Below are 25,919 nucleotides of genomic sequence, written 5' to 3'. Positions count from 1 at the left end.
AAAAAAAACGCCTCTCATACGAAAGGCGTTTTTTTATTTAATTTCTTTTCCTTGAGCATCAAAAAAATGATATTCAAGATACGTGTAAGCGTCACGAGGTATGATTTTCACCCATTTTTTATGTTCAAAGAACCACTTTGAACGTATTGATGGAAAACCTTTTTTAAGGTATGCTGCCACAAAAGGATGCACATTTAGCTTTACTTTATTGTGGTCTTGTAAAATTTTTTCGAGAGAAAACGAAATTTTATCAATGATTTGAATAGGAGCATCTACTTCGCTATCCCTATTATTCGGATTTTCTTCTCTTATGTCAATCGTAACTTCTGGTCTTACGCGCTGTCTCGTAATTTGAACTAATCCAAATTTGCTTGGCGGTAAGATTTTGTGTTTGGCTTTATCGTCGCTCATTTCTTCTTTCAAGAAATTGTACAATACTTGTCTGTTTTCAGGATTTTGCATGTCAATGAAATCAACTACAATTATCCCACCCATATCTCTAAGTCTGAGTTGTCGGGCAATTTCGGCTGCCGCAATTAAATTTACTTCAAGAGCTGTGTCTTCTTGATTGGTCGCTTTATTGGAACGATTTCCACTGTTTACATCAATCACATGCAATGCTTCAGTGTGTTCGATAATCAAATAAGCTCCCTTACTCATGGAAACGGTTCGCCCAAAAGAAGTTTTAATTTGTCTTTCAATATGGTATTTCTCAAAAAGAGGTACATCTACAGATTGATAAAGCTTCACTATTTTTTGTTTTTCAGGGGCTATTTCGGCTAAATAGTCCTTGGTTTCTTGGTACAACTCTTCATCATCAATTTGAATACTTGTAAAAGTATCGTTAAATATATCCCTAAGTATTGAAGAAGCTTTATTAACCTCTCCGAGTACTTTAGATGGATGATGAGCAGTTGGTAATTTTTTACACATTGCAGTCCATCTTTCTATTAAGTTCTGCAAATCTTTTTCTAGTTCGGCTGTTTTTTTGCCTTCTGCTACTGTTCTCACAATAACACCAAAACCTTTAGGTTTGATTGCGTGTACTAATTTTTTTAATCGGTCTTTTTCAGATTTGTCTTCAATTTTTTGAGAAACTGAAACTCTATCTGAAAAAGGGACTAGAACCAAATATCTTCCTGCAAAAGAAAGTTCCGAGCTAATTCTCGGGCCTTTTGTAGAAATAGGTTCTTTTACTACCTGCACCAAAATTGACTGATTGGCACTTAGCACATCGGCTATTGCCCCATCTTTATCAATTTCGTTTTCAAACTGAAAGTTTTTAAGGGAGAAATCTTTTATTTTACCTGCGCTTACAAGTTTTATGAATTTCAGATAAGAAAGTAAGGATGGTCCTAAATCATGATAATGTAAAAAGGCATCTTTTTCAAAGCCTACGTGTACAAATGCTGCATTAAGTCCTGGTACTGGTTTTCTGATTTTGGCAATAAAAATATCACCTACCGAAAAAGCATTTCCTTTTCCTTCTTCTCTGTGTAATTCAATTAGTTTTCCATCTTTTAATAAGGCAAAATCTACAGCATTTTCACCACTACGGATGATTAATTCTTTATTCATGTTGTAAATTTTTATCCATATTTTCAATTCAAGAATTTGAGATTTGAGATTTAGGATTTTAAAATTCCTAATTCCTAATTCCTGATTCTAAAATCTACAATAGGGATGGATTAAACATTTTTTACAGGTTTTTTTACCCGGTGAATTTTAGTTGGCAGTAGTAGTTTTCAGTTAGCACACTGCTTACTGTGACTGAATACTGTTTACTAAATTTCATTTTCAATGAACGTTTAAAAAGAAAAAAGTAGTGTAAAACTACTTTTTCTTTTTATGGCGGTTAGCTCTTGCTCTTTTTTTACGTTTGTGCGTCGCTACCTTATGTCTTTTTCTTTTTTTACCGCTTGGCATAGGTCATGTATTTTGTGTTAATAAATATTTTTAAACTGCTACTTCAGTTTTTGTTTTTACACCTTCAACAAACACTTTTGCAGGTTTGAATGCAGGAATATTGTGTGCTGGTATTTTGATTGTTGTGTTTTTTGAAATGTTTCTACCGGTTTTTTCAGCTCTAGTTTTGATAATAAAACTACCAAAACCTCTTAGATAAACATTATCTCCATTTTCTAATGAAGTTTTTACTTCTTCCATCAATGCTTCAACTGTAGATTGAACATCTCCTTTTTCTAGACCTAATTTTTCTGAAATTTTAGCTACGATATCTGCTTTCGTCATTTTCTTTCGTATTTATTATTATATGTGTAATTTTTTGAGTGCGCAAATATACAAATTAAAAAAAGAATATTTCAAGTATAATTTATTAAAATTTAATCACATAAAGATTTAGTTTTGTCCCACTATCTTTTTCTATGGAATTTTCTGAATTAATTTTGCAATGGTACAACCAAAATAAACGAGATTTGCCTTGGCGTGATACTGCAAATCCTTACATTATTTGGTTGTCTGAAATAATTTTACAACAAACCCGTGTGGCACAGGGGTTGCCTTATTTTAATAAATTTTTAGAGGCTTTTCCTACGGTTTATGATTTGGCTTCAGCCGATGAAGAAGTTGTTTTGAAGCTATGGCAGGGTCTCGGATACTATTCTCGAGCTCGAAATTTACATCAAACTGCACAAAAAATTGCCTTTGAACATGATGGAAAATTTCCTGATACGTATGCTGAATTAAAAAAACTAAAAGGAATTGGAGACTATACCGCGGCTGCTATAGCATCTTTTTCATTCAATGAAGTTGTGCCTGTTGTGGATGGAAATGTCTTTAGGGTACTGGCCCGATATTTTGACATGAGCACAGATATTAGCACAGGGAGCGCAAAAAAAGAGTTTTTCGAATTGTCTCAAAAGCTTATTTCTGTTTCAGTTCCTGCCTTATATAATCAGGCGATAATGGAATTTGGTGCGTTACAATGTGTTCCTAAAAATCCAAATTGTTTAGATTGTATTCTCAATGAAAAGTGTTTAGCGCTTCAAAAGAGAAAGGTGTCTGAGTTGCCTGTTAAACGTAAAAAAGGGGATGTTAAAAATAGGTATTTCCAGTATTTAATTTTTGAAGATGCTCAACAACAAACTCTTATCCAAAAAAGAACTCAAAAAGATATTTGGCATAATTTATATGAGTTTCCACTTATTGAATCGGAAAATATGCTTGATTTTGAAGTGCTGAAAGAACTTGTTTTCAAAAAGTTTGAAACATTAAAACCAAAGTCATTACATAGTTATGAAAACAATGTCATTGTTCATAAACTGTCGCATCAAAAACTTCACATTCAATTCTATCATTGTACGATTTCAGAACATATTTCGGAGGGAGTACCCCTTAATTCCCTGATAAATTTCCCATTTCCTATAGTAATTTATAATTTTATTGAAAAATATAGTTTTTAATTTGTACTTTTGGTAATTAGAAATTTAATCATCATGAACGGGACATTAAATAAAGTTATGCTTATCGGCCATTTAGGAGACGATATTAAGATGCACTATTTTGAAGGAGGCAATTGTATTGGTAGGTTTCCTCTAGCAACCAATGAGGTTTACATCAATAAATCGACTAATGAGCGAATCAATTCGACAGAATGGCACAATTTGGTTGTTCGAAATAAGGCAGCTGAAATTTGTGAGAAATATTTGTCCAAAGGTGATAAAATATATGTTGAAGGCAGAATAAAATCGCGTCAATGGCAAGCTGAAGACGGAACTACAAAATATACTACTGAAATTCAAGTTACTGAATTTACCTTTTTAAACGTTAAAAAAGATAATGAATCCAACAGACAAATCTCTACTAACGATACAAAAAGTGGCGGTTTTGACTCAACGATTGACAACGATTTGTCGTACTAATAATTGTGTAACTAAAACATATTCCTTTGGACCTGGCGCCCAATTTATTGACTTTTTCAAATATTGATACAAATCTTCTGTTTGGAATAGTTGGGATTAGTATTTTACTATTTTTAACAGCTATGGTTGCCGCGTCTGAAGTGGCTTTGTTTTCTCTTTCACAAAAAAATATTTCAGAACTTTCACAAAAAAGTGTTTCTAAAAGCGATTTGGTAAATCAATTGCTTAGTAAACCCAAGAAAACATTGGCTACTATATTGGTAGCCAATAATTTTTTACATATTTCTATTGTAATATTATTTTCCTTTTCACTAGATACTGTTTTTTCAACCCTTACCAATGTGTTGCTAAAATTTGTGGTTGAAGTACTTTTGGTTACCTTTTTAATTTTGCTTTTTGGTGAGGTATTACCTAAAATCTATGCTAGTAGAAATAATGTAAAATTCATCTTATTCATTATTCATCCTTTATTTATTTTGGATAAATTGTTGTCGCCCATCAGTATTCCGATGCGATCGTTTACCTTGTTTATTCAGGAAAAATTGGGCAAACAGAAAACTAATTTTTCCGTAAATCAGCTTTCACAGGCTTTAGAGTTGACTTCTACAGAAGATACCACACAAGAGGAGCAAAAAATTCTTGAAGGAATTGTTTCGTTTGGGAATACTGATACTAAGCAAGTCATGAGTCCGAGAATTGATATTTTCGCATTAGAAATTGACGAGCCTTTTTCCGAAATTATCCCCAAAATTATAGAAAAAGGATATTCTAGAATTCCTGTATATCAAGATACTATCGACCAAATAAAAGGAGTCTTGTTTATTAAAGATTTGATTCCCCATATTAATAAAAAGACATTTGATTGGAAAACCTTAATACGCGCGCCATTTTTTGTACCTGAAAATAAAAAATTAGACGATTTGCTCAATGATTTTCAAAACATGAAAAACCATTTAGCTATTGTCGTTGATGAATATGGTGGAACGTCTGGTCTCATTTCACTCGAGGATATTATTGAGGAAATTGTAGGAGACATTAGTGATGAATTTGATGAAGACGCGCATCCTTTTACCAAAATTGATGATAAAAATTTTATTTTTGACGGAAAAATCAGTCTGAAAGATTTTTACAGAATTGTTGAAGTTGATGAAGATGTTTTTGAAAATCAAAAGGGTGAAGCCGAAACACTAGCTGGATTTATTCTCGAATTATTAGGAAATTTTCCGAAGAAATCACAAAAAATTCAATTTGAAAACTGCTTGTTTACTATAGAGACCGTTGATAAAAAAAGAATTAAACAAATAAAAGTAACCCTAGATGTCTAAAATGAAACTAACTTCCTTTTTTGGAATACTCCTCTTATTAATTTCATCGTTTTTTGTGAGTTGTAAAGATGAAGTTTTGCCCAAACCAACGAGTCAGTTGCGATTAGAGTATCCGGTGGCAACGTATGCTGCTTTCGAAAATGAGTGTCCGTTTACCTTTAATATGAATGAAAATGCAGTTATTAAAGGTGAAAAAGATTGTGGATTTACAATCAATTACCCCAAAATGAAAGCGACGATTTATTTGACCTACAAGCCAGTGAATCACAATTTGGAAAAACTTTTAAAGGACGCCCAAAAATTAACTTATGAGCACGTTATCAAAGCAGATGATATTTTAGAACAACCCTATATCAACCCAAATAAAAAAGTCTACGGAATGTTTTATAGAGTTTCAGGTAATGCGGCAACTAATGCACAATTTTACGTAACCGATAGTGTTAAACATTTCTTGACGGGTTCGGTTTACTTCTATGCAAAACCAAACTTTGATTCCATTCTTCCCGCTGCCGATTACATCCGAAATGACATGCAAACCTTGATGGAAACGTTAAAATGGAAGTAAACAGATAAAAATTATTTTACCAAAATATTAGAAACTTTGTACGTTTGTCCGTCGCCTGTATTTTCAACAGATTGTACTAAACTATCTTTGGATATTTTGTCAGCATCAAAACTAACAATGGCTAATTTTTTGTCAAAATCTACTGTAGCCGAAGTTACTCCTTTAAGTTCCGATAGTTTATTCTGAATGGTTTTTGCACAACCTTCTGGGCAAGTCATCCCGTCTATAGTAAAGGTTACTTTTTGGGGAGAAACCACCACCTCATTTCCATTTTTTGAAAGTTGATTTTCTGAGTTTTTTGAATTGTTGTGACAACTGGTTAGAAGCACTCCTATAAAAAATAAACCTGCTGCAATGTTAACCGATTTCATGATATTCGTTTGAATTTGATTTACTAGAGCAAATTTACATTATTTTTTATATGACAATTCATAAAAATATGTCAAATTTGTTTCATTAAAATCAACCATCAAAATGGAAAAAAAATTAAAATGGTATTTGTTGCTCCTTTTAGGGCTTATTTGGGGAAGCTCATTTATATTAATTAAAAAAGGGTTGATTGGGCTGTCTCCGTTCCAGTTGGGCGCTTTGCGTATTATTTTTACAGCCGTTTTTTTATTGGTGATAGGATTTAAAAATTTAGCAGAAATTAAGCACTACCAATGGAAATACATTGCAATTACCGCCTTGTTTGGTACTTTTTTGCCCGCTTTTTTGTTTGCTATTGCTGAAACTCAAGTAAGCAGTTCCATTTGTTCCATATTAAATTCCTTAACTCCTCTAAATACTCTTTGGATTGGTATTTTGTCATTTGGATTGTCCTTTAAAAGAAGTCAATTTTTTGGAGTTCTGATTGGTTTAATAGGAACTATCATTCTGATTTTTGGTGGCGCTACAGTTGGGAGTACTGAAAATTATACCTACACTATTTTGGTTGTTATTGCCTCTGTTTGTTATGCTTTAAACGTCAATCTTATAAAAAGATATTTATCAGACGTGAAACCATTAAGTATCACAACGGGTAATTTTACAGTAATGCTTATCCCAGCTTTGATAGTACTCTTTTCGACAAATTTTACAAGTATTATGTCTGAAAGCAAAACCCAACATGCCATGCTGTTTATTATGATTTTAGGCATTCTTGGTACTGGTGTGGCGAATGTACTTTTTTTTAAGCTCATTCAAATTTCGACGCCTGTCTTTGCATCGTCAGTTACCTATTTAATTCCTGTAGTTGCTTTTGTTTGGGGGATGTTGGATCATGAATTTTTAACCCCTCTTCAATGTTTCGGCGCCTTTGTCATATTAATAGGAGTTTATCTAGCAAATAAAAAATAAAAAAGACTGCCTTTTCAGACAGTCTTTAGTATATTAATTGGAATGACTATTGAAAGTCTGCATCAGAAACGCCTTCGTTTATTTTAACGTCAGTAACTTTAATTTCGATATCTCTTCCTTGTGATAATACGATAGTGAATGGTACTTTGATTCCTTTCACATCTTTATAATCACTATAGGTTATGGTTGATGTCATTTTTTGACCATTCTTTTCAGTAGTTGTAGAAGACATGGTTTTTAGTCCTGTTTTTACATCGTAGTACAAGGTGGTTTTGCCATTTTTAATAGCATAGGCATCACTTCCATTTACAGGTTCGATTCCATCCAAAACAACATCGGATTTGGTTGCTAATAACAATTCTTCAAATGTAGAAAGCGTTGCTTTTTTCTCAGCAAATTCTTCAGCAGTCATGTCTTTTTTCTGACCTTGAGAGGCAATATATCCAGATTTATCCCCGATTACTTGTTTTGAAAGTTCCATCATTCCAACCAATTCTAATTTGAATAATGATTTTCCTTTCACATCTTTTTTCGAAGTGTATGATAATGGAGCTGGCGCACCTTCTATTTCTGATGAACCTGATACGAAAAGTGTTTTTATTCCAGCAACTGCTTTAGCACCACCAATCGCATTGATATAGTTGTCCATAACCGTTTTTACAGTAACTCCTGTTGGGGCTGGTTTTTTCATTTTTGGTTTTTCGGTAGTGTTTCCGTATTTGTCAAAATAGAAAATAGGAATGTTCAATTTTTCTAATCCAGGGATAACATCGGCACCTTTACCAGTAACGATAATTCTCATATTGTCGGCAAGAACGTATTTGTTCATTACACGCAATACATCATCGGCAGTAACAGCTTGGATTTTTTTGATATAATTTTCATAAAAATCTGCAGGCAATCCTTCTGTTTCAATGTTCAAGGCATATCGAGCTACAGTTTGTGGTTTTTCAACATTCATTACAAAACGACCAACATAGCCTGCTTTTACATTATTAAGGGCTTCATCAGCTACTTTTTCAGTTCGGATTCTTTTGATTTCTTTAATAAATTCGACAACAGCACTATCAGTTACCATGTTTCTTACTTGAGAATTGGCTTTAAATTTGCTAACCGTATATTTGTTAACCCCAATGCTAGAGCGCGCACCGTACGTCCAACCGTGTGCCTCACGAAGATTCATGTTTAAATAACTATTAAAGTCTCCCCCTAACACTTGATTGGCTACAATAACAGGGAAATAGTCTGGATCTGATAATTTTAAATTAACCGTATTGACCAATGAAATTTCAGATTGAACTGCATTGGGCATGTCCACAAAATTAATTTGTGTGTATTGCACATTGCTTGGGGCTGAATACGAAACTTGTGGGGCTTTTGCTTTCACCCAAGAGCTAAACAATTTCTCCACCATTTTTTTAGTATCGCTGAATTTTACATCGCCAATAACAACAAGATAAGCATGTTCAGGTACAAAATACGTAGCATAATGTGATTTAACATCATCTAATGTAACATTTTTTATAGTTGTTTCAGATAAGTATTCCCCTGAAGGATGGTTTTTGCCATACACCAAAACGTTTTCTACACGTCCTGCAACCACCGTTACATTTTTTTCTTGCGTTTTTAAACTTTCGATTAATTTGTCTTTTTCTTTGTCAAATTCTTCTTGAGAAAAATTGGGATTTAAAGCTCCATCAGCCATTAATTCTAATATTCTCTTAGAGTATTTAGACAGTCCACTAGCAAAAGCACCGTCTGTACTAAAGTTAATGTCTGCTCCTAAAAAGTCAATTTCTTCATTGAAAGCATCTTTAGAAATTTTCATGGATCCATTTCCAATTAAACTTCCGGTTAATTCATCTACTCCTTTTTTTGTTCCTTCAGTGTAAGGGGCATTGTCCAATTGCAAACTAAAAGAAACCCTTGGTAGTTTATGATCTTCTACTACCAATACTTTAAGTCCGTTGGGCAATGTGAAAGAAACAGGTTTTTTAATATTAATGGTTGGAGCGGGTCCTGGTTTCGGTTGGGTTCTGTCTTGTGCTTGCATGATAATCGTTAAAAACAAGCTTGATACTATAATTAGTGATTTTTTCATCTTGTGTCGTTTTATTTATTTTCAGCTTTGTCTTTTGCAGGAACGTAATCTAAGAGTAATCTTTGATTTGGATTCAAATATTTTTTAGCTACTGTTCTTATTTCTTCACGAGTAATAGAGTTGTACATTTCTATTTCGGTATTGATAAGGTTAACATCGCCATACAATAAATAATACGAAGCCAAATTGTCAGCAATACCTTCTACACTTGAGTTGCCACTAACGTATTGATTCTCATATTTGTTTTTTAATTTTTGTAAATCATTTTCAGAAATTAAATCCGTTTGAAGTTTCACGATTTCTTCATCAATTTCTTTAACTAAATCTTTTGAAGTAAATTCTCCTTGTGGCATTCCGTAAAGAATGTACGTTCCATAATCTTCTTGATTGTAGCTGAATGCTCCAATTTGAAGTGCCATTTTCTTATCGTCTACAATTTTTTTGTATAATTTAGAACTTTTTCCATCACTCAAATACGTAGATATAAAATCTAAAACTCTGGCATCTCTAGTTTTCATAGAAGGTGTTCTGTAGGCCGCAACCACCATAGGCTTTTGAATGTTTGAATCTTCGAAAGTGGCATTGATGGGTTGGGTGATAGGATCTTCAACAAATGTTTGACGTACAATAGCAGGTCCTTTTGGAATCGAACCGAAATATTTTTCAATCCATTGCTTGGTTTGTGTCGGATTGTTAATGTCTCCAGCTACAATCAAAACGGCATTATTCGGAATGTAGAATTTTTTGTTAAACGCTTGAAATTCTTCCAATTTAGCAGCGTCCAAATGCTCCATTGAACCAATAGTGGTCCAACGATACGGATGTTTTGTAAACATGTATTTTTTTACTTGCGGAATCAATTGACCATAAGGACTGTTGTCGTATCGAAGTCTTTTTTCTTCTTTAACTACTTCGTTTTGTGTATCCACCCCAATTTGGTTGATTACAGGGTGCAACATACGTTCTGACTCCATCCACAAACCTAGTTCTAGGTTGTTTGAGGGAAAAACTTCATAATAATACGTTCTGTCTTCTGTGGTATTGGCATTGTTAACTCCGCCATTAGACGTGACAATTTTAAACCATTCCCCACGTTTAATATTTTCAGTTCCTTCAAACAACAAATGTTCGAAAAAGTGAGCGAAACCAGTTCTGTCTGGTTGTTCGTCTTTCGCGCCTACATGATACATGACAGACGTAATTACAACAGGCGCAGATGAGTCATTGTGTAAAATCACGTGCAACCCATTGGCTAAATCATATTCCTCAAAAGCAACCTTTTGGGCATGAGCAGTTCCTCCAAGCATAAGCATTGAACTTAAAGCGATTAAAGATTTTTTCATAAAAAACTATTAAATTTTAGTTGTACTACAATTAGTATAAATCTTGTAGTATTAGTTACACAAAAGTAGTTTTTTTATTGATAGTAAAATAGAATACTCATGCTTAAATGAAATCACAAAAAAACTTTTAAGTATATTGTTGTACGGATGATAATATTTTATATATTTGCACACTTAAAATTTAACTAAACAATATTGTTATGTACGCAATCGTAGAGATAGCAGGGCAACAATTCAAAGTAAGCAAAGACTTAAAGGTTTATGTGCATCGTTTGGCTCAAGAAGAAGGTTCAAAAGTTTCTTTTGACAAAGTTCTTTTATTGGATGACAACGGAACAGTAACTTTAGGCGCCCCAGCTATAGAAGGTGCTTCTGTAGAAGCAAAAGTGTTACAACACTTAAAAGGAGATAAGGTAATTGTTTTCAAGAAAAAAAGAAGAAAAGGTTACAAAAAGAAAAATGGTCATCGTCAAAGTTTTACACAAATCCTAATTGAAGGGATTGTGGCAACAGGTACGAAAAAAGCAGCTAAGAAAGAAGCCGCTCCAAAAGCAGAAAAAACGGAAGAAGACGTGGTAGCTGCTACAAAGAAAACAAAAAAGACTGAAAGTCAAGAGTAATAACTAATAAAACCAAAACATCATGGCTCACAAGAAAGGTGTCGGTAGTTCGAAGAATGGTAGAGAATCACATTCTAAACGTTTAGGCGTTAAGATTTTTGGTGGTCAAGCTGCTATTGCTGGAAACATAATCGTTAGACAAAGAGGATCAAAACATAATCCAGGTGAAAACGTTTACATGGGTAATGATCATACTTTACACGCTAAAGTTGATGGGATTGTAAAATTCCAAAAGAAAGCTAATGAAAAATCTTATGTATCAATAATTCCTTTTGAAGCATAATTTTTTCAATAAGAAACAAAAAAACTCGCATCATGCGAGTTTTTTTTTGCACTATTTTTACAAACCCATATGTTGATGGGCCGGTTTTAGTAAGTCGTTTACTGTTTTAACTGGATTAAACGTGATTAAAGGTACTTCAACAAAAATAGTTAACCATTTGGCCATTGCACCATTCCATAAACCAGGAAGCTCGAATGCTTTGTAAGGCTTTCCATTTTTATTTTTTTCAACAACAAATCCCGAATTGGCATCAACAAATTTAGTTAAGTCAAATTTCTGACCTTTAAAGTCTTTAATTCCGCAAACCAAATCTACAGGGTTAAAGTGGGTCGCTTTATTAAATATTTCTAATTGCTTTTCGTCTTTTGTTGCAATTTGAGAAGACTCAACAATTTGAAGAAATGTTTTTCCTTTTTTGTCTGTAACCCAAAAAGGACCTCCTCCAGGTTCTCCTTCATTTTTAACCATTCCACAAACACGAATTGGTCTATTCAATAGAGTTACGAGATGCCCTATTTTGTATTCTTTAGTATATCTATAGAAATCTTCTTTTATCGAAATATTTAATTTTGAGGAAATATAACTAGCAATTTCATTCAACTCATCATTTGAAATTGCATCTGATTGAAGTTTTTTCAGATAATTAAAAATCTGTTCCTGAAACTGAACAAGAATACCAGCCAACGCCTTTTTATAGAGCGAAATTACATCAAGATGATTTTGAATCACATTGTCAATGTTTTTAACAAATACGATATCAGAGTTTAATGCATTTAGGTTTTCTATTAAAGCACCATGACCGCCTGGACGAAAAAGAAGTTCATCATTTTCACCTCGAAATGGATTTCCTAGACCATCAACAGCAATTACATCAGTGGCTTTATCTTGATAGGAAAATTTTACCTGAATGGAAACATTAGCCTCTTGTTCAACTTTGTTTTTTACAGACGCTATAATAGTTTCAAAACTCCTTTGATGCTCCTCAGAAACTGTAAAATGAAGATACGAATTTGAATTTGAGACAGCATAATAAACGCATTCATTTAAATGTTCTTCAATGGCCGTTGCTATATGTGATTCATATTTATGAAAGGGTAGCACTCCTTTTGGCTTATTTGCATAATCAAAGTAAGAAGCGGAAAGCATGGTTTTAATGAACCAATAATCCTGAACATCACTATCACAAGTTTCATAATCTGGTAGTGCTTCTTTAGTTTTTTTTAAAACTTCTTTGTAAAAAGGAAGCTTCTCTTTTGCCACAATAAAAACAGATAAACTTGAGTCGTTTTTTCTATTTATATAGGCGTTTATAGACTCTTCACCTAGTTTGTACTCATTGACAAATTCACTTAAGAATTTAAACATTCTGCTTGCGGCTCCTGATGCGGGTACGAATTTTTTTAGCTTTAAACTGTTTTTCTTTTCATCAAAATAATTCGAAAAATATAAAGCTTCTTCTTTAGACATCGGCATTATGCCATCATGTAATATCGCCGGTCTATCAAGATTGATTTTTGGGATGCCATTTTTGAGAATATCAAACTGGAATTTTACGGTTTTTAGTGAGACACCCCTGTTGTAAATAGATACAAAATCCCTAGAAGTAAACCCTAACTTTCTTGCTTCAAAGAAATCATCTATTATTTTCTTCGCTTTATTGAGACGTTCTTCTTTATTCCCTGATAATTTTATGTAAGGTTTGTTATACTGTACCAAGCTTTTTTCAAAAAATGTGGCAATTTCTTCTCTGTTTTCTGGGCGATCTCTTAAATCATCTTTCTCCCATGGCACATCACTATCAGTAAGAAAAATCAAGTCATAAGTATGTTTTTTGGCTGCTTTTTCTATCAAAGGGTCACAACTTCCATAATACAAATCAGAAAAAACTTTTGTTAGAAATACATTCGTATCACAAAAAAGAATTTGATTGGCGATGGATAGTGCTTCATTTTCTAGAGTAATTTGTCCTATCGCAATTGGTAACAAATCATTGGGTTCGCAAATTCCTTTATTAGAATCCCATTTTTTCTGCAAATAATCACGTGCAAATTCAGGAATCCAAGACGTATTGTATTCGGTTGCCAGTTGTTTTGCTAAGGTTGTTTTTCCCGTTGATTCTGGTCCAAACAATGCAATTTTTACAACATTACTTTGCTTTTGTTTAAGGTTTTCTTCCATTCTTTTAAGGCTATAATAGCTAATATTGTAAAGATGAGATATTGTAGCGATAACATGCCGAGCCCTCTATATGCAAATAGTGGCACCGCAATGCAATCACCCAAAATCCAAAGTGTCCAATTTTCTATTTTTTTTAACGCCATGTACCACATCGCAGTAAAAAAAATTCCAGATGTAAAAATATCAATATAATTAGGAATTTCAAGTGTATAATCAAAAAAATCATACACAAAATAAGTAATTAGTATCGTAAGGATGAAAAATCCAAATCCTATACGTTTTTCTTTTGCATTAGTATAACTAATTTGTAATTCCATTGCATTTTTGTGAACTTTCCATTTGTACCAACCATATATACTCATAATAGAATAGTAAATATTCATCGTCATGTCTCCAAAATAGCAGGCTTTATATAATAAATAAACGGTAATAATTGTAGATACTAAACCTGTAGGGTATACACCAATATGTTCCTTTTTGGCAAGAACCACACTAATTATACCAAAAACAAACGCAAGAAACTCCAAAATTATTTGAATATTGGACGCATGTCTGTATTGAGCAATAAAAAAATCAACCATTTTAAATTCGTTACGTAGTGAAAAAATTAGGGTCATTTTCAAAGGCTGTTCCAATAACAACCAACGTTGCTCCAGCCTCATAGGCATTATCAATATCTCTTCGACAACGAATGCCTCCACCAACAATTAGGGGGACATTGCAATATTGAGCAACTGTGCGAATCATATCTGTGGGAACAGGATATTGCGCCCCACTTCCTGCTTCAAGGTAGATTATTTTGTTTCCAATTAATACGCCCGCAAGTGCTGTTTGCATGGCCAATTGATTATCATTTCGATGAATGGGTTTTGTTTTACTCACTTTTTGAACGGTAGTTTCTATACCGCTTTCAATGAGCAAATAGCCTGTGGAAATAACCTCAATAGTTGTATTTGATATATATGGAATTGCTTCCACTTGGTAGCCAATAAGATAATCGGGATTTCTTCCTGATAATAACATCAAAAATAAAAGACCGTCAGCAAAACGAGATATTTGAGAAGGATGTCCTGGAAAAATGAGTATGGGAATCGTTAGGTTTTGTTTTAATAAAAGAATGATTTTGTCCATATCTCCACCGTCATAGGTACTGCCTCCAACAAAAACATGGGTTGCAGGTGATGCTTTTATTTTTCTAATTAACTCTAAGAAATTTTCTAAAACAATCTTTTCGGGATCTAGTAAAATAGCCAATAATTTTTGACTTTTATGTTTGGCTTGGCAAATTTCATTGTAAATGTTATTCATAGGCTAACTCGTCATTTTGCATAGCACAAACAAAGACATATTGTTCAAAAGTATCAAAATAAATCTCAAACGTTTCTTCCATGCCATTAAATTTGAGGGTAGCAATTGTTTTTTTGTCTTCAAGATTAAATGCGTCTTCTTGAATGTGATTTAAAAAACTAATCCCCTCATTGTTCTTAATTTTGAACACACTCTCTTTTACTCCCCAAATCACGGTTGCCTTTTCTAGTTTCTTTTCTATTGTGAGTTGTTCTAAATGATTTATATCCATATACCGAGAGGCTATTTTGAGAGTCTTATCTTTGATTAATTCAATATCAATTCCTATGGGTAAACGGCTAAAAGCTAGAGCGGAAAAATCATGAGAATGCGAAATGGATATGTGTGATGTTATTGGCGTTTCTTTCAAAAAAGTGTTGGTTTGAGAAGCACCATACAAATATGGTTTTCCTGATGCATCATAATTCAAATTAAAATCTGAGAAATTAAGGTGTTGTAATAACATTCGTACTGCTAAAAATCCTTTCTGATGACTTTCTGATTTCATCGTAAGTAATCTTTTTTTTGAATTTTCATTCAAGGATACTTGTTGTCGAAAAAAATCTAAATCTTCAGTAATTTTCCAAAGATATAGGCTTGTGTTGTTTGGTAAAGCTATTTTTTTGTAAAAAGGCATTAGTAGAATGTTGTATAACAATTATTTGCAATAGTATTCAAGAATAATAATTCTAAATAAATTATAAAATTAAAAACCTATGTTGTAATTTTGCATCAAATTTAAAAAAACAAATATACATAATTGATGAGTACACAAACATTACCTTATGTGGCTTATAAAGTGAAAGATATTTCGCTTGCAGCTTGGGGAAGAAAAGAAATTGAATTGGCTGAGGCTGAAATGCCAGGATTAATGGCTTTAAGAGCTGAGTATGGCGCAAGTCAACCTTTAAAAGGAGCAAGAATTGCTGGATGTTTACACATGACTATTCAAACGGCAGTATTGATTGAAACACTTATTGCACTTGGAGCAGAGGTCACATGGTCTTCGTGTAATATTTTTTCAACTCAAGATCAAGCAGCTGCTGCAATTGCTGCTGCAGGTATTCAGGTTTACGCTTGGAAAGGATTGAATGAAGAAGATTTCGATTGGTGTATCGAGCAAACGTTATTTTTTGGTGATGATCGAAAACCATTGAATATGATTTTGGATGATGGAGGAGATTTAACTAATATGGTTTTTGACCGTTACCCAGAATTAATCCCTGGAATCAAAGGTTTGTCAGAAGAAACTACAACAGGAGTTCATCGTTTGTATGAAAGAATGAAAAACGGGACTTTATTCATGCCTGCAATCAATGTAAATGATTCGGTTACAAAATCAAAATTTGACAACAAATACGGTTGTAAAGAATCGGCTGTAGACGCTATTCGTCGTGCTACTGATGTGATGTTGGCTGGTAAAAGAGTTGTGGTTTGTGGTTATGGTGATGTAGGAAAAGGAACTGCAGCTTCATTTAGAGGCGCTGGTTCGATTGTAACAGTTACCGAAATCGACCCAATTTGCGCATTACAAGCGGCTATGGATGGTTATGAAGTTAAAAGATTAGACACAGTTGTTGGAAATGCGGATATCATTATCACTACAACTGGAAATAAAGACATCGTTGTAGGATCGCATTTTGAGAAAATGAAAGACAAAACGATAGTATGTAACATTGGTCATTTTGATAACGAAATTGACATGGCTTGGTTAAATAAAAACTACGGACATACTAAGAATGAAGTAAAACCTCAAGTCGATATTTATAATGTTAATGGAAAGGATATCATTATTTTAGCTGAGGGTCGTTTGGTTAACTTAGGATGTGCTACGGGTCACCCAAGTTTTGTAATGAGTAATTCGTTTACAAATCAAACGTTAGCGCAAATTGAATTATGGAATAACAGTGCCGCATACAAAAATGAAGTATATATGTTGCCTAAGCATCTTGATGAAAAGGTGGCAGCACTTCACTTAGCTAAGTTAGGTGTTGAGTTAGAAACATTACGTCCAGAACAAGCTGCTTATATAGGTGTTGAGGTTCAAGGGCCATTCAAACCCGAGTACTATAGATACTAAGATAAAGAGCATATAAAAAAAACCTCTTAAACATTGTTTAAGAGGTTTTTTTTGTGCGGGTAATAGGACTCGAACCTACACGCCTTGCGGCACCAGATCCTAAGTCTGGCACGTCTACCAATTTCGCCATACCCGCAAAATTACTTCACAAAACATTATGTTTTATAGGTGTTCGGTGAATTTTTATTTGTGAGTGCAAATATAATTATAATTATGAATTTTGAATAACGAATAATAAATTTTTTTAAAAATATTTTTTAGTACTTTTGAAACTCTTAATTTTTAAATCCCATGAATAATATAAAACAATACGTTCAAGACAATAAAGAACGTTTTATTTCAGAATTAGTAGAACTATTAAAAATACCTTCTGTAAGTGCAGATACTGCCTATTCTCAAGATGTAATAAATACAGCTTTTGCCGTAAAAGAGTCTTTAGATAAAGCTGGATGTCAACATACTGAAATTTGTGAAACACCAGGGTATCCCATTGTTTTTGGAGAACATATCATTGATAAAAATTTACCAACGGTTTTGGTTTATGGTCATTATGATGTTCAACCACCTGATCCAATAGATTTATGGACATCACCACCGTTTGAACCTGTAATAAAAACCACTGAAATTCATCCAGAGGGGGCTATTTTTGCCCGTGGCGCTTGTGACGATAAAGGACAAATGTACATGCATGTAAAGGCATTTGAATACATGATTCAAAACAATGTGTTGCCTTGTAACGTCAAGTTCATGATTGAAGGCGAAGAAGAAGTGGGATCAAAATCGCTAGGATGGTTTGTAGAACGCAACCAAGAAAAATTGGCTAATGACGTTATCTTAATTTCTGATACAGGTATGATTTCCAATCAACAGCCTTCCATTACTACGGGTCTTCGTGGTTTGAGTTATGTGGAAGTAGAAGTGACGGGGCCAAATCGCGATTTGCATTCGGGACTTTATGGAGGTGCTGTGGCAAATCCCATTAATGTGCTTACAAAAATGATTGCTTCATTGCATGATGAAGATAAGCATATCACTATTCCTGGGTTTTATGATAAAGTTGAAGAATTATCAACCTCAGAACGTGAAGAAATGGCCAAAGCTCCTTTTAGTCTAGATAATTACAGAAAGGCACTTGATATTGAAGATGTTTATGGTGAGACAGGATATGTAACCAATGAAAGGAATTCGATTCGTCCTACTTTAGACGTTAACGGAATTTGGGGTGGCTATACAGGTGAAGGTGCTAAAACCGTTATTGCTAGTAAGGCCTATGCAAAAATATCGATGCGCTTGGTGCCCAATCAAGATTGGGAAGAAATTACGGAGTTGTTTACTAAACATTTCGAAAGTATTGCACCAAAAGCCGTAAAAGTAAAAGTAACGCCTCATCATGGAGGACAAGGATATGTAACCCCCATTGATAGTATTGGATATCAAGCGGCTAATAAAGCCTACACAGAGACTTTTGGTGTTCCTGCGATTCCTGTTCGATCTGGAGGAAGCATTCCTATCGTAGCGTTGTTTGAGAAAGAGTTAAAATCAAAAACGATATTGATGGGATTTGGATTGGATTCGGATGCTATTCACTCACCCAACGAACATTTTGGAGTGTTTAATTATTTGAAAGGAATAGAAACGATTCCGTTGTTTTATAAATATTTTACAGAACTTTATAAATAAATAAAAGCCCCTAAATGGGGCTTTTTATAATTTATGGTAAGTATGAATAGCCGTGTTTGCTTTTCCAAATGAAGTATTTCTCTAAAATTACTTTACTAAAATCGTAAAATACATTAGGAATCATTATAGCAAAATTTCTAGGTTTGAATAAGTGATCTGAGAAAATGATAACTTCTTTTTTGCCGCAATCCATAATGCAAAGTCCCATGATTTTGCCCCATGCTTTTTTCTTTAAATCTGTTTTTCCTTTAGAAACTCTAATAATATTTTCGGCTACAATTTTTCCAGTTTCATCAGATGGATATCCAGTTTTTGGAGTTCCAAATGGTACGGATTTTGGGGTGAATGGTAAAACAACATTAACAGCGATTCCTGCAGCCCATATATTTGGATATTCCACATGTCTGTAATCCTCCCCAACATTTATATAACCTGTTGGGGTAGCATGCAAATCAGTAGAGTTTGTAACAAAATCGACCCCAATAAAGGGAGGCATTAACATTGAAAATTTAAAAGGCAACTCCTCATCTGTAGATAATATGATTTTATTTTCTTTGACTTCCTTAACTCCAACCTGTGTTCTATAATGAATATTGAATATTTTCATAAATCCTTTAAGCATACTTTCTGCCAAAGGCATGCCGTCAATTCCAAAGTGACCAAGGTAATCTTCGGGTGTTATCCAATACAAATCTACTTTTTTACGAATATTTTGTTCACGCAACCATTTTTCGACATTGAATAAAAATTCGTACGCGGCACCCATACAACCTGCATTTTGTGTAGCACCTATAACAATTGGACCGGGATTTTTTTTGAATTCTTCTAAAGCTTTTCTGATTTTCATTGCTCCATTTGGCGTGCCAATATAATGTGTGTAAGTTTCAACACCAGGTGCTACATCATACTTAACTTTAGGGCCAGTTGCAATTACTAGATTGTCGTACTTAAAATCGCCTTTATCAGTACTAACAACTTGTGTATTAGGATCGACTCTTAATGCCTCAGCATGTATAAAATTGACTCCTTTTTTCTTTAGAATATTTTCTTTTTTAAATGAAATGTCTTTCATTTCCCGTCTTTTAAACGGGATCCAAATCAAAGACGGAATAAATAAAAATAATGGAGACTTATCTATTAGTACTACATTGTGTTGTGCTTTTCCTTTTCTTTTTATCTCTAGAGCAGCTGTCATCCCAGCAAAACTTCCTCCAATTACTACTGTTGTTGTCATGATTTTGATTAATTTGATGATGTAAAGTTAGCTTGGTAATAGCATAAAAACAGTATCAAATGTTACAAAAAGGCATAAAAAATCCGGTGAAGTACCGGATGATTTTTTACATATAACTCAGAATTTCTTTTTTTAAATTATCATATTCGCCTTGTAAAATTAAGCCATTGTCCAACAGCTTCTTGTAGTTTTGTAATTTTTCAAACAATTCGTCTTGGGTTAATTCGCTTAGTTTTTTTTCTCCAACATTTTTTTCAAGGTTAGGTTCTTCAAAAGAAAGATTGTTAGAAGGAATAATTTCGGCAAAGTTTGTTACTTCTTCTGTTTGAATTTCTTCTACAGTTTCGTTTTTTTCAGGAATAAGATCTTCAGTTTGTATTATGTTTTTTGGGTTTTTTAATAAGTCCAATTGCTCCTTCGAGTAAGTGTATAATTTTCGTGCTTGATTTTTTGGTAAATAATCAACAGTATGAGTTAATTCAGACTTTGTGGTAAAAGTAAAATCAGCACCGAGAATACCCTCTTTTACAAAACAGGCCGCAATATCATCCCAGTCATAATCCATAAATTCCATAGATAATCCTAAATTTTTAGGTTTGCAAAGAATAATTCTTTTGTTAGTAACCACAATACTATCGGGCAAAATAGTTACCGCTGGCTTTTTTTGAACCGCTATATAACCAACTTCTTCATTTGACATTAATAAATTATCAAGTTTAGTAGTTATTTTTTCAATAGCTTTTGGATCTTGATCTTCGTTTAATATTTTTTTTAAATTGTCAATCATCTTAATGTTTATAAGTTTAAAAGGTTTAAGAGTTTAAAAACGCATCAAAAGTAATGCCTAATTTTCTAATTCAATAATTTCATTTTGAATTTTTTTAGTCAAACTTTTGAAAACCAAATCGTAAGAATGGTTGATTAATTCGCACATCATTTTGTTGGATACATCATTATTAAAATCTACCGTATTCCAATGGATTTTACTCATGTGCCAACCTGGATTGATTCCTTCATATTCGGCTCTAAGTTCTTCGGCTCGCTCTGGATCACATTTTAAATTGACTGATGGCGTCCCTTTTTCCCATTCTTTTAAGGATGTTAAACAAAACATTTTTCCACCTACTTTAAACACCAAAGTGTCTTCGTCAAATGGGAAATGTTCGGTAACTCCTTTTTTAGATAGGCAAAAATCGTAAAGTTGTTGAATGTTCATTTTTTAAGGGATTAGTGATAAGGAATTAAATCTAAACTACTCACGAAGTACTATTTACTTGTTACTTATTATTTTTTCCATCATTTTTTCAGGATGCCCCAATAGTGTAAATCCAAATTTTTTATATAAAAAATGGGCATCCGAAGTAGCCAATCTCCAAATTTTGACGTGTTGTAATTTGGGTTCGGTCATCATGGCATTGATTAGAATGGAAGAATATCCTTTTCCACGATGATCTTCATCAATAAAAACATCCATCACATAAGCAAAAACGACGTAATCGGTTATGACGCGACAAAAACCAATTTGTTGATCATCCAGATATATTCCAAAACAAAAAGACGCATCAATAGTAGTCTGAACTTCTGCTATGGTTCTTCCTGCAGCCCAATACACATCTTTCAAAAAGTTTTGAATGAAAGGAACATCTAGTTTGGATTTGTCTGTAGAAACGGTAATCATTATGATTTTTGATTGAAGATTAACGATTTTTGATTTTTGAAGTTCTGAAATCAGAAATCAAAATTCAGAAACCTTAAATAATATCGGTTTTGATGGCGAAGCATCATTTTCAAAAGAGGTAATTTGTAAATTTAAAATGTAATTTCCGTCTAAAATGCTGTCGTCTACATATATCATTTCGGTAATTGTGCAATGCATTCGAGCATCATCGTTCAAATTAATAACATCTTTTACATTCCAAAACGCTTTATGTGCTAACAATTTTCCTTCATCTTCTTCTCGGTCAACACTTGGTAAATCAATCAATAAATGTTGAATGCCGATTTCTCTAATGAATGTCGCTGCTCCAGCTTCCAAATACGGCGGATTGGTTTTAGAATAATTGGTGTGTTTTTTAATTTCTGAATTGGGCAGGGTTCGAATAACGATTGCTTCAGGAGTTTTGCCATTTAAAGCTTCTTGAATTTGAACTTTAGAAATTACACCATCGTTGTTAATCTTTTCGGGTGTGATTGAAATCAATTCGGCTGTGAAGAAAAATTGTTTCAAACATTGATTAATCGAATAAAACTCCTTTGTGATATGTCCTAGACATTCGGTATGAGTGCCATGCCCGTGGGGGTTAAAAAGAATGTTGTTGAAATTGGTCGAACTTCCCTCTGACACTTTTCCTACCCAATCACCAAACTTTACGGGTTCGATTTCAGGTTTTTCAAGATACCAAGCAATCGGATTGGCATCAGTATTCGATAACGAAATGGAAATATCAATAGGTTTTGATAAGTCGATTTGGAAGTTGTTTATTGTTGCTTTCATATACTTAACCGCAAAGAGCGCAAAGACCTTCGACAAGCTCAGGGTGACAACGCTAAGTTCGCCGTAATAATTAAAGTTTATTTACTATTCGTTTGATTCCATTTTTTATCAAGGTTACATTGAAATTTATTAATAATCCTAGTTTACAATCTGTTAATTTTAAATACGTTAGAAGTTGTGCAAAGTGCACGTCATTCAATGCTTCAACCGATTTAATTTTTAAGATTAGTTTATTTTCAACCATAATATCAATTCTGTAGCCTACATCTAAAATTACTTCTTCATAAATCAAGGGTAGTGGTTTTTGTTTTTGAACATGAATACCTGTTTTCTTCAACTCATAAAACAAACATTCTTAATAAGCACTTTCTAAAAGACCAGGTCCTAAATTTTGATGCAGTTTCAAAGCACAATCAAATACAATTTTTGATAATTCATTTTCTGACATAATTCATTTTATATGGCATTTACTATTTATTAATTTTAACCGCAAGGTTAATTAAGAATTATGCCAATTTCGTAAAAAAATCTTTATTTTACAAAACATTGCGTACTTTGTCTTAAAGCTTCGCGCTCTTTGCGGTTAAACTATTCCAAATTTAATAAAAAAAGATCTGATGTAATTCCATCACTCAAAAATTTCCCTTTTTTGGTGGTTCTTAAAACAGTTTCATCAACATATAAAAAATGATCCTCAATATATGTTGCCGCTTGTTGATTGAGGTAATTTAAGTAGGATGTGCCAAATTCTTTTTCAATTCGATCTAACGAAATTCCCCAAATAGTGCGCAATCCCGTCATGATGTATTCGTTATAGCGATCGGTTTTAGACAAAATTTCCGTTTCAATAGGGACTTGATTTTCTTGAATGGATTTTAAATACAAGGTATTGTTTGATACATTCCATCCTCTTGTAATCCCATCATAACTGTGTGCTGATGGGCCAATTCCTATGTATTTTTTCCCTAACCAATAAGCAGAATTATTTTTAGAAAAATAATCTTCCTTACCAAAATTAGATAATTCATAATGAATGAATCCGTTTTCTTCCAGTGTTTCCACCAATAAATTAAAATGCGAGGACGCCCATTCATCATCTAGTTGCGGTATAATTCCATTTTGAATAAACTTATGTAACGCCGTTTTAGGTTCGACGGTCAACGCATAACTCGAAATGTGAGGTATATTAAATGATAAAGCCGTTTCTATATTTTGTAACCATCTTTCGTTGCTCATGTGAGGAATTCCGTAAATCAAATCAATCGAAATATTGTCGAAATAGGTTGTGGCCAATTCTAAGCATTTTTTTGCCTCCTCTTCATTGTGCGCGCGATTCATCAGTTTTAAATCGTCTTCAAAAAAAGATTGAATTCCAATAGACAACCGATTGATGCCAAGTTCTTTTAGCGCTATCAAATAGTCTTCTGATACATCATCTGGATTGGCTTCTAATGTTATTTCTGGGTTTTTAACAACTTCATAATTTGAATAAACTGAATGAATCAAAAACCTTACCTCTTCAATCGTTAATCTACTCGGCGTTCCACCACCAAAATAGATTGTTTCTACTATTTCATTTTGAAACTCGCCTTTACGTAGTTGCAATTCTTTAGCTAATGCCCAAACCATTTCCTCTTTCTTTTTCATAGAGGTTGAAAAATGAAAATCACAGTAGTGACACGCTTGTTTGCAGAATGGGATATGGATGTAGATGCCTGACATATTTTAGTGATCAGTAACAGTCGCAGTTTGCAGTATTGTGACTGAAAACTGTGACTGAATACTATTTTTTAACTCGTTCTTCATTTTGTTTTACAAAAGCATCCCACCCCGAATAGCTTTTTTGTCCAACCACTTTTCCGCTATTGAAAAAATGGCAAACTGCAGCTGCCAGTCCATCGGTAGAGTCAAGATTTTTGGGTAATTGATTCAATCCTAAAAGTTGTTGTAACATTTTAGCTACTTGTTCTTTACTCGCATTTCCATTGCCGGTAATCGCCATTTTTATTTTTTTGGGCTCGTATTCTGTAATTGGAATTTGTCTCGATAAACCCGCGGCCATCGCGACACCTTGTGCTCTTCCCAACTTCAACATGGATTGCACATTTTTACCAAAAAAGGGCGCTTCAATAGCAATTTCGTCAGGATGATGGGTTTCAATTAATTCGATAGTGCGTTCGAAAATCACTTTCAATTTGGTGTAATGGTCGTCGTATTTACTTAAAATCAGTTCGTTCAACTGAAGAAATTCCATTTTCTTGTTGATGACTTTTATCAAACCGAAGCCCATGATGGTCGTTCCTGGGTCGATTCCTAATATGATGCGTTCGTGTGCCATAATTTTTTAAGAATATCCAATCTTTTATTAATCGTTGAATCCTAATATTCTTTTCATTTTCAAATTTTCAAATTGTCTCATCTTCAAATTAACTACTTTTGCATCCATGATTTCAATTCCTCACAAAGCTAAACAATTCTTGGTTTTTTCAATCAAACTTTTGATTGTTGTTGGCGCATTATATTTTATGTACCATCAATTGGCTTCGAATGACGCATTGGATTGGGATCAATTTTTGATTTTATATCGTAAAAACCAATCGGTTAGTGGTATTGTATTTCTTTTGTTTTTAAGTTTTTTGAATCGTTATTTCGAAATCCTTAAATGGCAAAACTTGGCGCAAGTTGTACAGCCTATTTCAATATATGAAGCGACCAAACAAGTTCTTGCGGCTTTAACTTTGGGAGTTTTTACCCCCGTGGGTGTAGGCGAATATGCTGGAAAAGCACTCTATTTTGATAAAAAAGACACTAAAAAAATCATTTTTCTTAACCTGATATGCAATGGGATTCAGATTGTGGCTACTGGTGTTTTCGGAATCTTAGGTATGTTTTTCTTAGGTTATTGGCTTTGGAGTTTAGGAACAATTATGGGAGTTATAGCTTTTGTATGGTTTTCCTATCTTACCAAAAAAGTAAAAATAAAAGGCTATTCTTTAGGTGCTTTGTTGGAAAAAAGTAATGAAATTCCAAAACCCATTCATCGGAAAAATTTTATTTTAGGGATGTGTCGTTATGTGGTTTTTTCGCATCAATATTATTTTTTGTTTCTAGCATTTGATGTAGATTTGCCCTACACCACTTTGATGGCTACGATTACCACCGTTTATTTTTTAGCTTCTGTGATTCCAAGTTTTCAGTTTTTGGATTTCGCTTTAAAAGGGAGTTTAGCAGTTTATTTCTTTGGTATTCTTGAGGTTAACGAATGGGTTGTGGTTTTTGTAACTACGCTTATGTGGTTTTTGAATGTTGTTTTGCCCGTAATTATAGGAAGTTATTTTGTATTGATTTTTAAGATTTCTCCGCAATTTAAACCTATAAATGATTAGTGTGTTATTTGTGTAAATAGGTATAATCTGTAGTGTTAGTAGTTATGATAGAAATGGTTTTATT

Annotated in this window: 27 protein-coding genes and 1 tRNA gene; 10 read left to right on the top strand and 18 right to left on the bottom strand. The window is 33.5% G+C overall.

The window, feature by feature from the left end; translation table 11 throughout:
* Positions 1–33 precede the first annotated feature (33 nt).
* Together CLV55_RS06725 and CLV55_RS06720 are read right to left on the bottom strand one after the other, a co-directional pair.
* Complete coding sequence (locus CLV55_RS06725; RefSeq protein ID WP_112112983.1) at positions 34–1,578, bottom strand: Rne/Rng family ribonuclease; 1,545 nt, start codon at positions 1,576–1,578, stop codon at positions 34–36.
* A 378-nt stretch (positions 1,579–1,956) separates the two neighbouring features.
* Positions 1,957–2,250, bottom strand: a complete 294-nt coding sequence (locus tag CLV55_RS06720) for an HU family DNA-binding protein (protein WP_035127849.1) — start codon at positions 2,248–2,250, stop codon at positions 1,957–1,959.
* Positions 2,251–2,384: 134 nt separating this feature from the next.
* Between CLV55_RS06720 and mutY the strand changes: the two genes are divergently transcribed.
* Genes mutY through gldD form a run of 4 tightly spaced genes read left to right on the top strand, consistent with a single transcriptional unit; the run spans position 2,385 to position 5,771 of the window.
* Positions 2,385–3,422 carry an A/G-specific adenine glycosylase gene (mutY, locus tag CLV55_RS06715; RefSeq protein ID WP_112112982.1) on the top strand — a complete coding sequence of 346 codons (1,038 nt, stop codon included), beginning with the start codon at positions 2,385–2,387 and terminating at the stop codon, positions 3,420–3,422.
* 33 nt (positions 3,423–3,455) lie between these two features.
* Positions 3,456–3,881, top strand: coding sequence for a single-stranded DNA-binding protein (locus CLV55_RS06710; RefSeq protein ID WP_112112981.1), 426 nt, complete (start codon positions 3,456–3,458; stop codon positions 3,879–3,881).
* A 26-nt stretch (positions 3,882–3,907) separates the two neighbouring features.
* Positions 3,908–5,206, top strand: coding sequence for a gliding motility-associated protein GldE (locus CLV55_RS06705; protein WP_112112980.1), 1,299 nt, complete (start codon positions 3,908–3,910; stop codon positions 5,204–5,206).
* Position 5,207: 1 nt separating this feature from the next.
* On the top strand, positions 5,208–5,771 hold the full coding sequence (gene gldD / locus CLV55_RS06700; protein ID WP_112113115.1) for a gliding motility lipoprotein GldD: 564 nt from the start codon (positions 5,208–5,210) through the stop codon (positions 5,769–5,771).
* Between the two features lie 11 nt (positions 5,772–5,782).
* Here gldD and CLV55_RS06695 read toward each other — a convergent pair whose 3' ends face one another.
* Positions 5,783–6,142, bottom strand: a complete 360-nt coding sequence (locus CLV55_RS06695; protein ID WP_112112979.1) for a heavy-metal-associated domain-containing protein — start codon at positions 6,140–6,142, stop codon at positions 5,783–5,785.
* A gap of 103 nt (positions 6,143–6,245) precedes the next feature.
* Here CLV55_RS06695 and CLV55_RS06690 point away from each other — a divergent pair, with 103 nt between their 5' ends.
* On the top strand, positions 6,246–7,109 hold the full coding sequence (locus CLV55_RS06690; protein WP_112112978.1) for a DMT family transporter: 864 nt from the start codon (positions 6,246–6,248) through the stop codon (positions 7,107–7,109).
* A 46-nt stretch (positions 7,110–7,155) separates the two neighbouring features.
* Here CLV55_RS06690 and CLV55_RS06685 read toward each other — a convergent pair whose 3' ends face one another.
* Together CLV55_RS06685 and CLV55_RS06680 are read right to left on the bottom strand one after the other, a co-directional pair.
* Positions 7,156–9,210 (bottom strand): M16 family metallopeptidase, encoded by a 2,055-nt coding sequence (locus CLV55_RS06685; protein ID WP_245902692.1) that lies wholly within the window; start codon positions 9,208–9,210, stop codon positions 7,156–7,158.
* An 11-nt stretch (positions 9,211–9,221) separates the two neighbouring features.
* Positions 9,222–10,553, bottom strand: a complete 1,332-nt coding sequence (locus tag CLV55_RS06680; RefSeq protein ID WP_112112976.1) for a M16 family metallopeptidase — start codon at positions 10,551–10,553, stop codon at positions 9,222–9,224.
* A gap of 200 nt (positions 10,554–10,753) precedes the next feature.
* On the opposite strand from CLV55_RS06680, the gene rplU reads away from it, so the two are divergent.
* Positions 10,754–11,173, top strand: coding sequence for a 50S ribosomal protein L21 (gene rplU, locus CLV55_RS06675; RefSeq protein WP_112112975.1), 420 nt, complete (start codon positions 10,754–10,756; stop codon positions 11,171–11,173).
* Positions 11,174–11,195: 22 nt separating this feature from the next.
* The gene (gene rpmA, locus CLV55_RS06670) at positions 11,196–11,456 is read left to right on the top strand and encodes a 50S ribosomal protein L27 (protein WP_112112974.1); all 261 of its coding nucleotides are present in this window, start codon (positions 11,196–11,198) and stop codon (positions 11,454–11,456) included.
* Positions 11,457–11,513: 57 nt separating this feature from the next.
* Here the strand turns inward: rpmA and CLV55_RS06665 are convergent, their stop codons facing one another.
* The 4 genes from CLV55_RS06665 to CLV55_RS06650 are packed head-to-tail and all read right to left on the bottom strand — an operon-like array spanning position 11,514 to position 15,489.
* Positions 11,514–13,634 (bottom strand): DUF4301 family protein, encoded by a 2,121-nt coding sequence (locus CLV55_RS06665; protein ID WP_112112973.1) that lies wholly within the window; start codon positions 13,632–13,634, stop codon positions 11,514–11,516.
* A complete protein-coding gene (pnuC, locus tag CLV55_RS06660) occupies positions 13,595–14,215 on the bottom strand; it encodes a nicotinamide riboside transporter PnuC (RefSeq protein WP_112113114.1) in 621 nt (206 codons plus the stop codon). Before pnuC ends, CLV55_RS06665 begins: the two co-directional genes overlap by 40 nt.
* Before the next feature lie 10 nt (positions 14,216–14,225).
* Positions 14,226–14,942 (bottom strand): geranylgeranylglyceryl/heptaprenylglyceryl phosphate synthase, encoded by a 717-nt coding sequence (locus CLV55_RS06655; protein WP_112112972.1) that lies wholly within the window; start codon positions 14,940–14,942, stop codon positions 14,226–14,228.
* On the bottom strand, positions 14,935–15,489 hold the full coding sequence (locus tag CLV55_RS06650; RefSeq protein WP_245902691.1) for a 4'-phosphopantetheinyl transferase family protein: 555 nt from the start codon (positions 15,487–15,489) through the stop codon (positions 14,935–14,937). Before CLV55_RS06650 ends, CLV55_RS06655 begins: the two co-directional genes overlap by 8 nt.
* Positions 15,490–15,744: 255 nt before the next feature.
* On the opposite strand from CLV55_RS06650, the gene ahcY reads away from it, so the two are divergent.
* Positions 15,745–17,061: an adenosylhomocysteinase gene (gene ahcY, locus CLV55_RS06645; protein ID WP_112112970.1), complete on the top strand. Its 1,317-nt coding sequence runs from the start codon at positions 15,745–15,747 to the stop codon at positions 17,059–17,061.
* Between the two features lie 54 nt (positions 17,062–17,115).
* On the opposite strand, the gene CLV55_RS06640 is transcribed toward ahcY, so the two are convergent.
* A tRNA-Leu gene (locus CLV55_RS06640) sits at positions 17,116–17,197 on the bottom strand.
* Between the two features lie 155 nt (positions 17,198–17,352).
* Between CLV55_RS06640 and CLV55_RS06635 the strand changes: the two genes are divergently transcribed.
* A complete protein-coding gene (locus tag CLV55_RS06635; protein ID WP_112112969.1) occupies positions 17,353–18,741 on the top strand; it encodes a dipeptidase in 1,389 nt (462 codons plus the stop codon).
* A 31-nt stretch (positions 18,742–18,772) separates the two neighbouring features.
* On the opposite strand, the gene CLV55_RS06630 is transcribed toward CLV55_RS06635, so the two are convergent.
* The 8 genes from CLV55_RS06630 to ruvC all read right to left on the bottom strand — a co-directional run bounded on the left by CLV55_RS06630 (position 18,773) and on the right by ruvC (position 24,807).
* Positions 18,773–19,975, bottom strand: a complete 1,203-nt coding sequence (locus tag CLV55_RS06630) for an NAD(P)/FAD-dependent oxidoreductase (RefSeq protein ID WP_112112968.1) — start codon at positions 19,973–19,975, stop codon at positions 18,773–18,775.
* A gap of 106 nt (positions 19,976–20,081) precedes the next feature.
* On the bottom strand, positions 20,082–20,762 hold the full coding sequence (locus CLV55_RS06625) for a PH domain-containing protein (protein WP_112112967.1): 681 nt from the start codon (positions 20,760–20,762) through the stop codon (positions 20,082–20,084).
* A gap of 57 nt (positions 20,763–20,819) precedes the next feature.
* A complete protein-coding gene (locus tag CLV55_RS06620) occupies positions 20,820–21,191 on the bottom strand; it encodes an MmcQ/YjbR family DNA-binding protein (RefSeq protein WP_112112966.1) in 372 nt (123 codons plus the stop codon).
* 54 nt (positions 21,192–21,245) lie between these two features.
* Positions 21,246–21,653 carry a GNAT family N-acetyltransferase gene (locus CLV55_RS06615; protein ID WP_112112965.1) on the bottom strand — a complete coding sequence of 136 codons (408 nt, stop codon included), beginning with the start codon at positions 21,651–21,653 and terminating at the stop codon, positions 21,246–21,248.
* A 57-nt stretch (positions 21,654–21,710) separates the two neighbouring features.
* Positions 21,711–22,469, bottom strand: coding sequence for a cyclase family protein (locus CLV55_RS06610; protein ID WP_112112964.1), 759 nt, complete (start codon positions 22,467–22,469; stop codon positions 21,711–21,713).
* 70 nt (positions 22,470–22,539) lie between these two features.
* Positions 22,540–22,818, bottom strand: a complete 279-nt coding sequence (locus CLV55_RS06605; RefSeq protein ID WP_245902690.1) for a GxxExxY protein — start codon at positions 22,816–22,818, stop codon at positions 22,540–22,542.
* 239 nt (positions 22,819–23,057) lie between these two features.
* On the bottom strand, positions 23,058–24,191 hold the full coding sequence (gene hemW / locus CLV55_RS06600) for a radical SAM family heme chaperone HemW (protein WP_112112963.1): 1,134 nt from the start codon (positions 24,189–24,191) through the stop codon (positions 23,058–23,060).
* Between the two features lie 61 nt (positions 24,192–24,252).
* Positions 24,253–24,807 (bottom strand): crossover junction endodeoxyribonuclease RuvC, encoded by a 555-nt coding sequence (gene ruvC, locus CLV55_RS06595; protein WP_112112962.1) that lies wholly within the window; start codon positions 24,805–24,807, stop codon positions 24,253–24,255.
* A gap of 106 nt (positions 24,808–24,913) precedes the next feature.
* Between ruvC and CLV55_RS06590 the strand changes: the two genes are divergently transcribed.
* Positions 24,914–25,855 (top strand): hypothetical protein, encoded by a 942-nt coding sequence (locus tag CLV55_RS06590; protein ID WP_112112961.1) that lies wholly within the window; start codon positions 24,914–24,916, stop codon positions 25,853–25,855.
* Positions 25,856–25,919 lie beyond the last annotated feature (64 nt).

This window comes from Flavobacterium aciduliphilum (assembly GCF_003268855.1).
GTDB lineage: Bacteria > Bacteroidota > Bacteroidia > Flavobacteriales > Flavobacteriaceae > Flavobacterium > Flavobacterium aciduliphilum.
This window is presented reverse-complemented; position numbering and strand designations above follow the sequence as displayed.

Coding starts and splice junctions, on each gene's coding strand:
- CLV55_RS06690 (WP_112112978.1), top strand. CDS start 6,246: ATGGAAAAAAAATTAAAATGGTATTTGTTGCTCCTTTTAGGGCTTATT.
- CLV55_RS06590 (WP_112112961.1), top strand. CDS start 24,914: ATGATTTCAATTCCTCACAAAGCTAAACAATTCTTGGTTTTTTCAATC.
- ruvC (WP_112112962.1), bottom strand. CDS start 24,807: ATGGCACACGAACGCATCATATTAGGAATCGACCCAGGAACGACCATC.
- pnuC (WP_112113114.1), bottom strand. CDS start 14,215: ATGGTTGATTTTTTTATTGCTCAATACAGACATGCGTCCAATATTCAA.
- CLV55_RS06685 (WP_245902692.1), bottom strand. CDS start 9,210: ATGAAAAAATCACTAATTATAGTATCAAGCTTGTTTTTAACGATTATC.
- CLV55_RS06610 (WP_112112964.1), bottom strand. CDS start 22,469: ATGAAAGCAACAATAAACAACTTCCAAATCGACTTATCAAAACCTATT.
- CLV55_RS06630 (WP_112112968.1), bottom strand. CDS start 19,975: ATGACAACAACAGTAGTAATTGGAGGAAGTTTTGCTGGGATGACAGCT.
- ahcY (WP_112112970.1), top strand. CDS start 15,745: ATGAGTACACAAACATTACCTTATGTGGCTTATAAAGTGAAAGATATT.
- rpmA (WP_112112974.1), top strand. CDS start 11,196: ATGGCTCACAAGAAAGGTGTCGGTAGTTCGAAGAATGGTAGAGAATCA.
- CLV55_RS06695 (WP_112112979.1), bottom strand. CDS start 6,142: ATGAAATCGGTTAACATTGCAGCAGGTTTATTTTTTATAGGAGTGCTT.
- mutY (WP_112112982.1), top strand. CDS start 2,385: ATGGAATTTTCTGAATTAATTTTGCAATGGTACAACCAAAATAAACGA.
- CLV55_RS06665 (WP_112112973.1), bottom strand. CDS start 13,634: ATGGAAGAAAACCTTAAACAAAAGCAAAGTAATGTTGTAAAAATTGCA.
- CLV55_RS06620 (WP_112112966.1), bottom strand. CDS start 21,191: ATGAACATTCAACAACTTTACGATTTTTGCCTATCTAAAAAAGGAGTT.
- hemW (WP_112112963.1), bottom strand. CDS start 24,191: ATGTCAGGCATCTACATCCATATCCCATTCTGCAAACAAGCGTGTCAC.
- rplU (WP_112112975.1), top strand. CDS start 10,754: ATGTACGCAATCGTAGAGATAGCAGGGCAACAATTCAAAGTAAGCAAA.
- CLV55_RS06635 (WP_112112969.1), top strand. CDS start 17,353: ATGAATAATATAAAACAATACGTTCAAGACAATAAAGAACGTTTTATT.
- CLV55_RS06625 (WP_112112967.1), bottom strand. CDS start 20,762: ATGATTGACAATTTAAAAAAAATATTAAACGAAGATCAAGATCCAAAA.
- CLV55_RS06680 (WP_112112976.1), bottom strand. CDS start 10,553: ATGAAAAAATCTTTAATCGCTTTAAGTTCAATGCTTATGCTTGGAGGA.
- CLV55_RS06725 (WP_112112983.1), bottom strand. CDS start 1,578: ATGAATAAAGAATTAATCATCCGTAGTGGTGAAAATGCTGTAGATTTT.
- gldD (WP_112113115.1), top strand. CDS start 5,208: ATGAAACTAACTTCCTTTTTTGGAATACTCCTCTTATTAATTTCATCG.
- CLV55_RS06720 (WP_035127849.1), bottom strand. CDS start 2,250: ATGACGAAAGCAGATATCGTAGCTAAAATTTCAGAAAAATTAGGTCTA.
- CLV55_RS06615 (WP_112112965.1), bottom strand. CDS start 21,653: ATGATTACCGTTTCTACAGACAAATCCAAACTAGATGTTCCTTTCATT.
- CLV55_RS06710 (WP_112112981.1), top strand. CDS start 3,456: ATGAACGGGACATTAAATAAAGTTATGCTTATCGGCCATTTAGGAGAC.
- CLV55_RS06650 (WP_245902691.1), bottom strand. CDS start 15,489: ATGAAATCAGAAAGTCATCAGAAAGGATTTTTAGCAGTACGAATGTTA.
- CLV55_RS06655 (WP_112112972.1), bottom strand. CDS start 14,942: ATGAATAACATTTACAATGAAATTTGCCAAGCCAAACATAAAAGTCAA.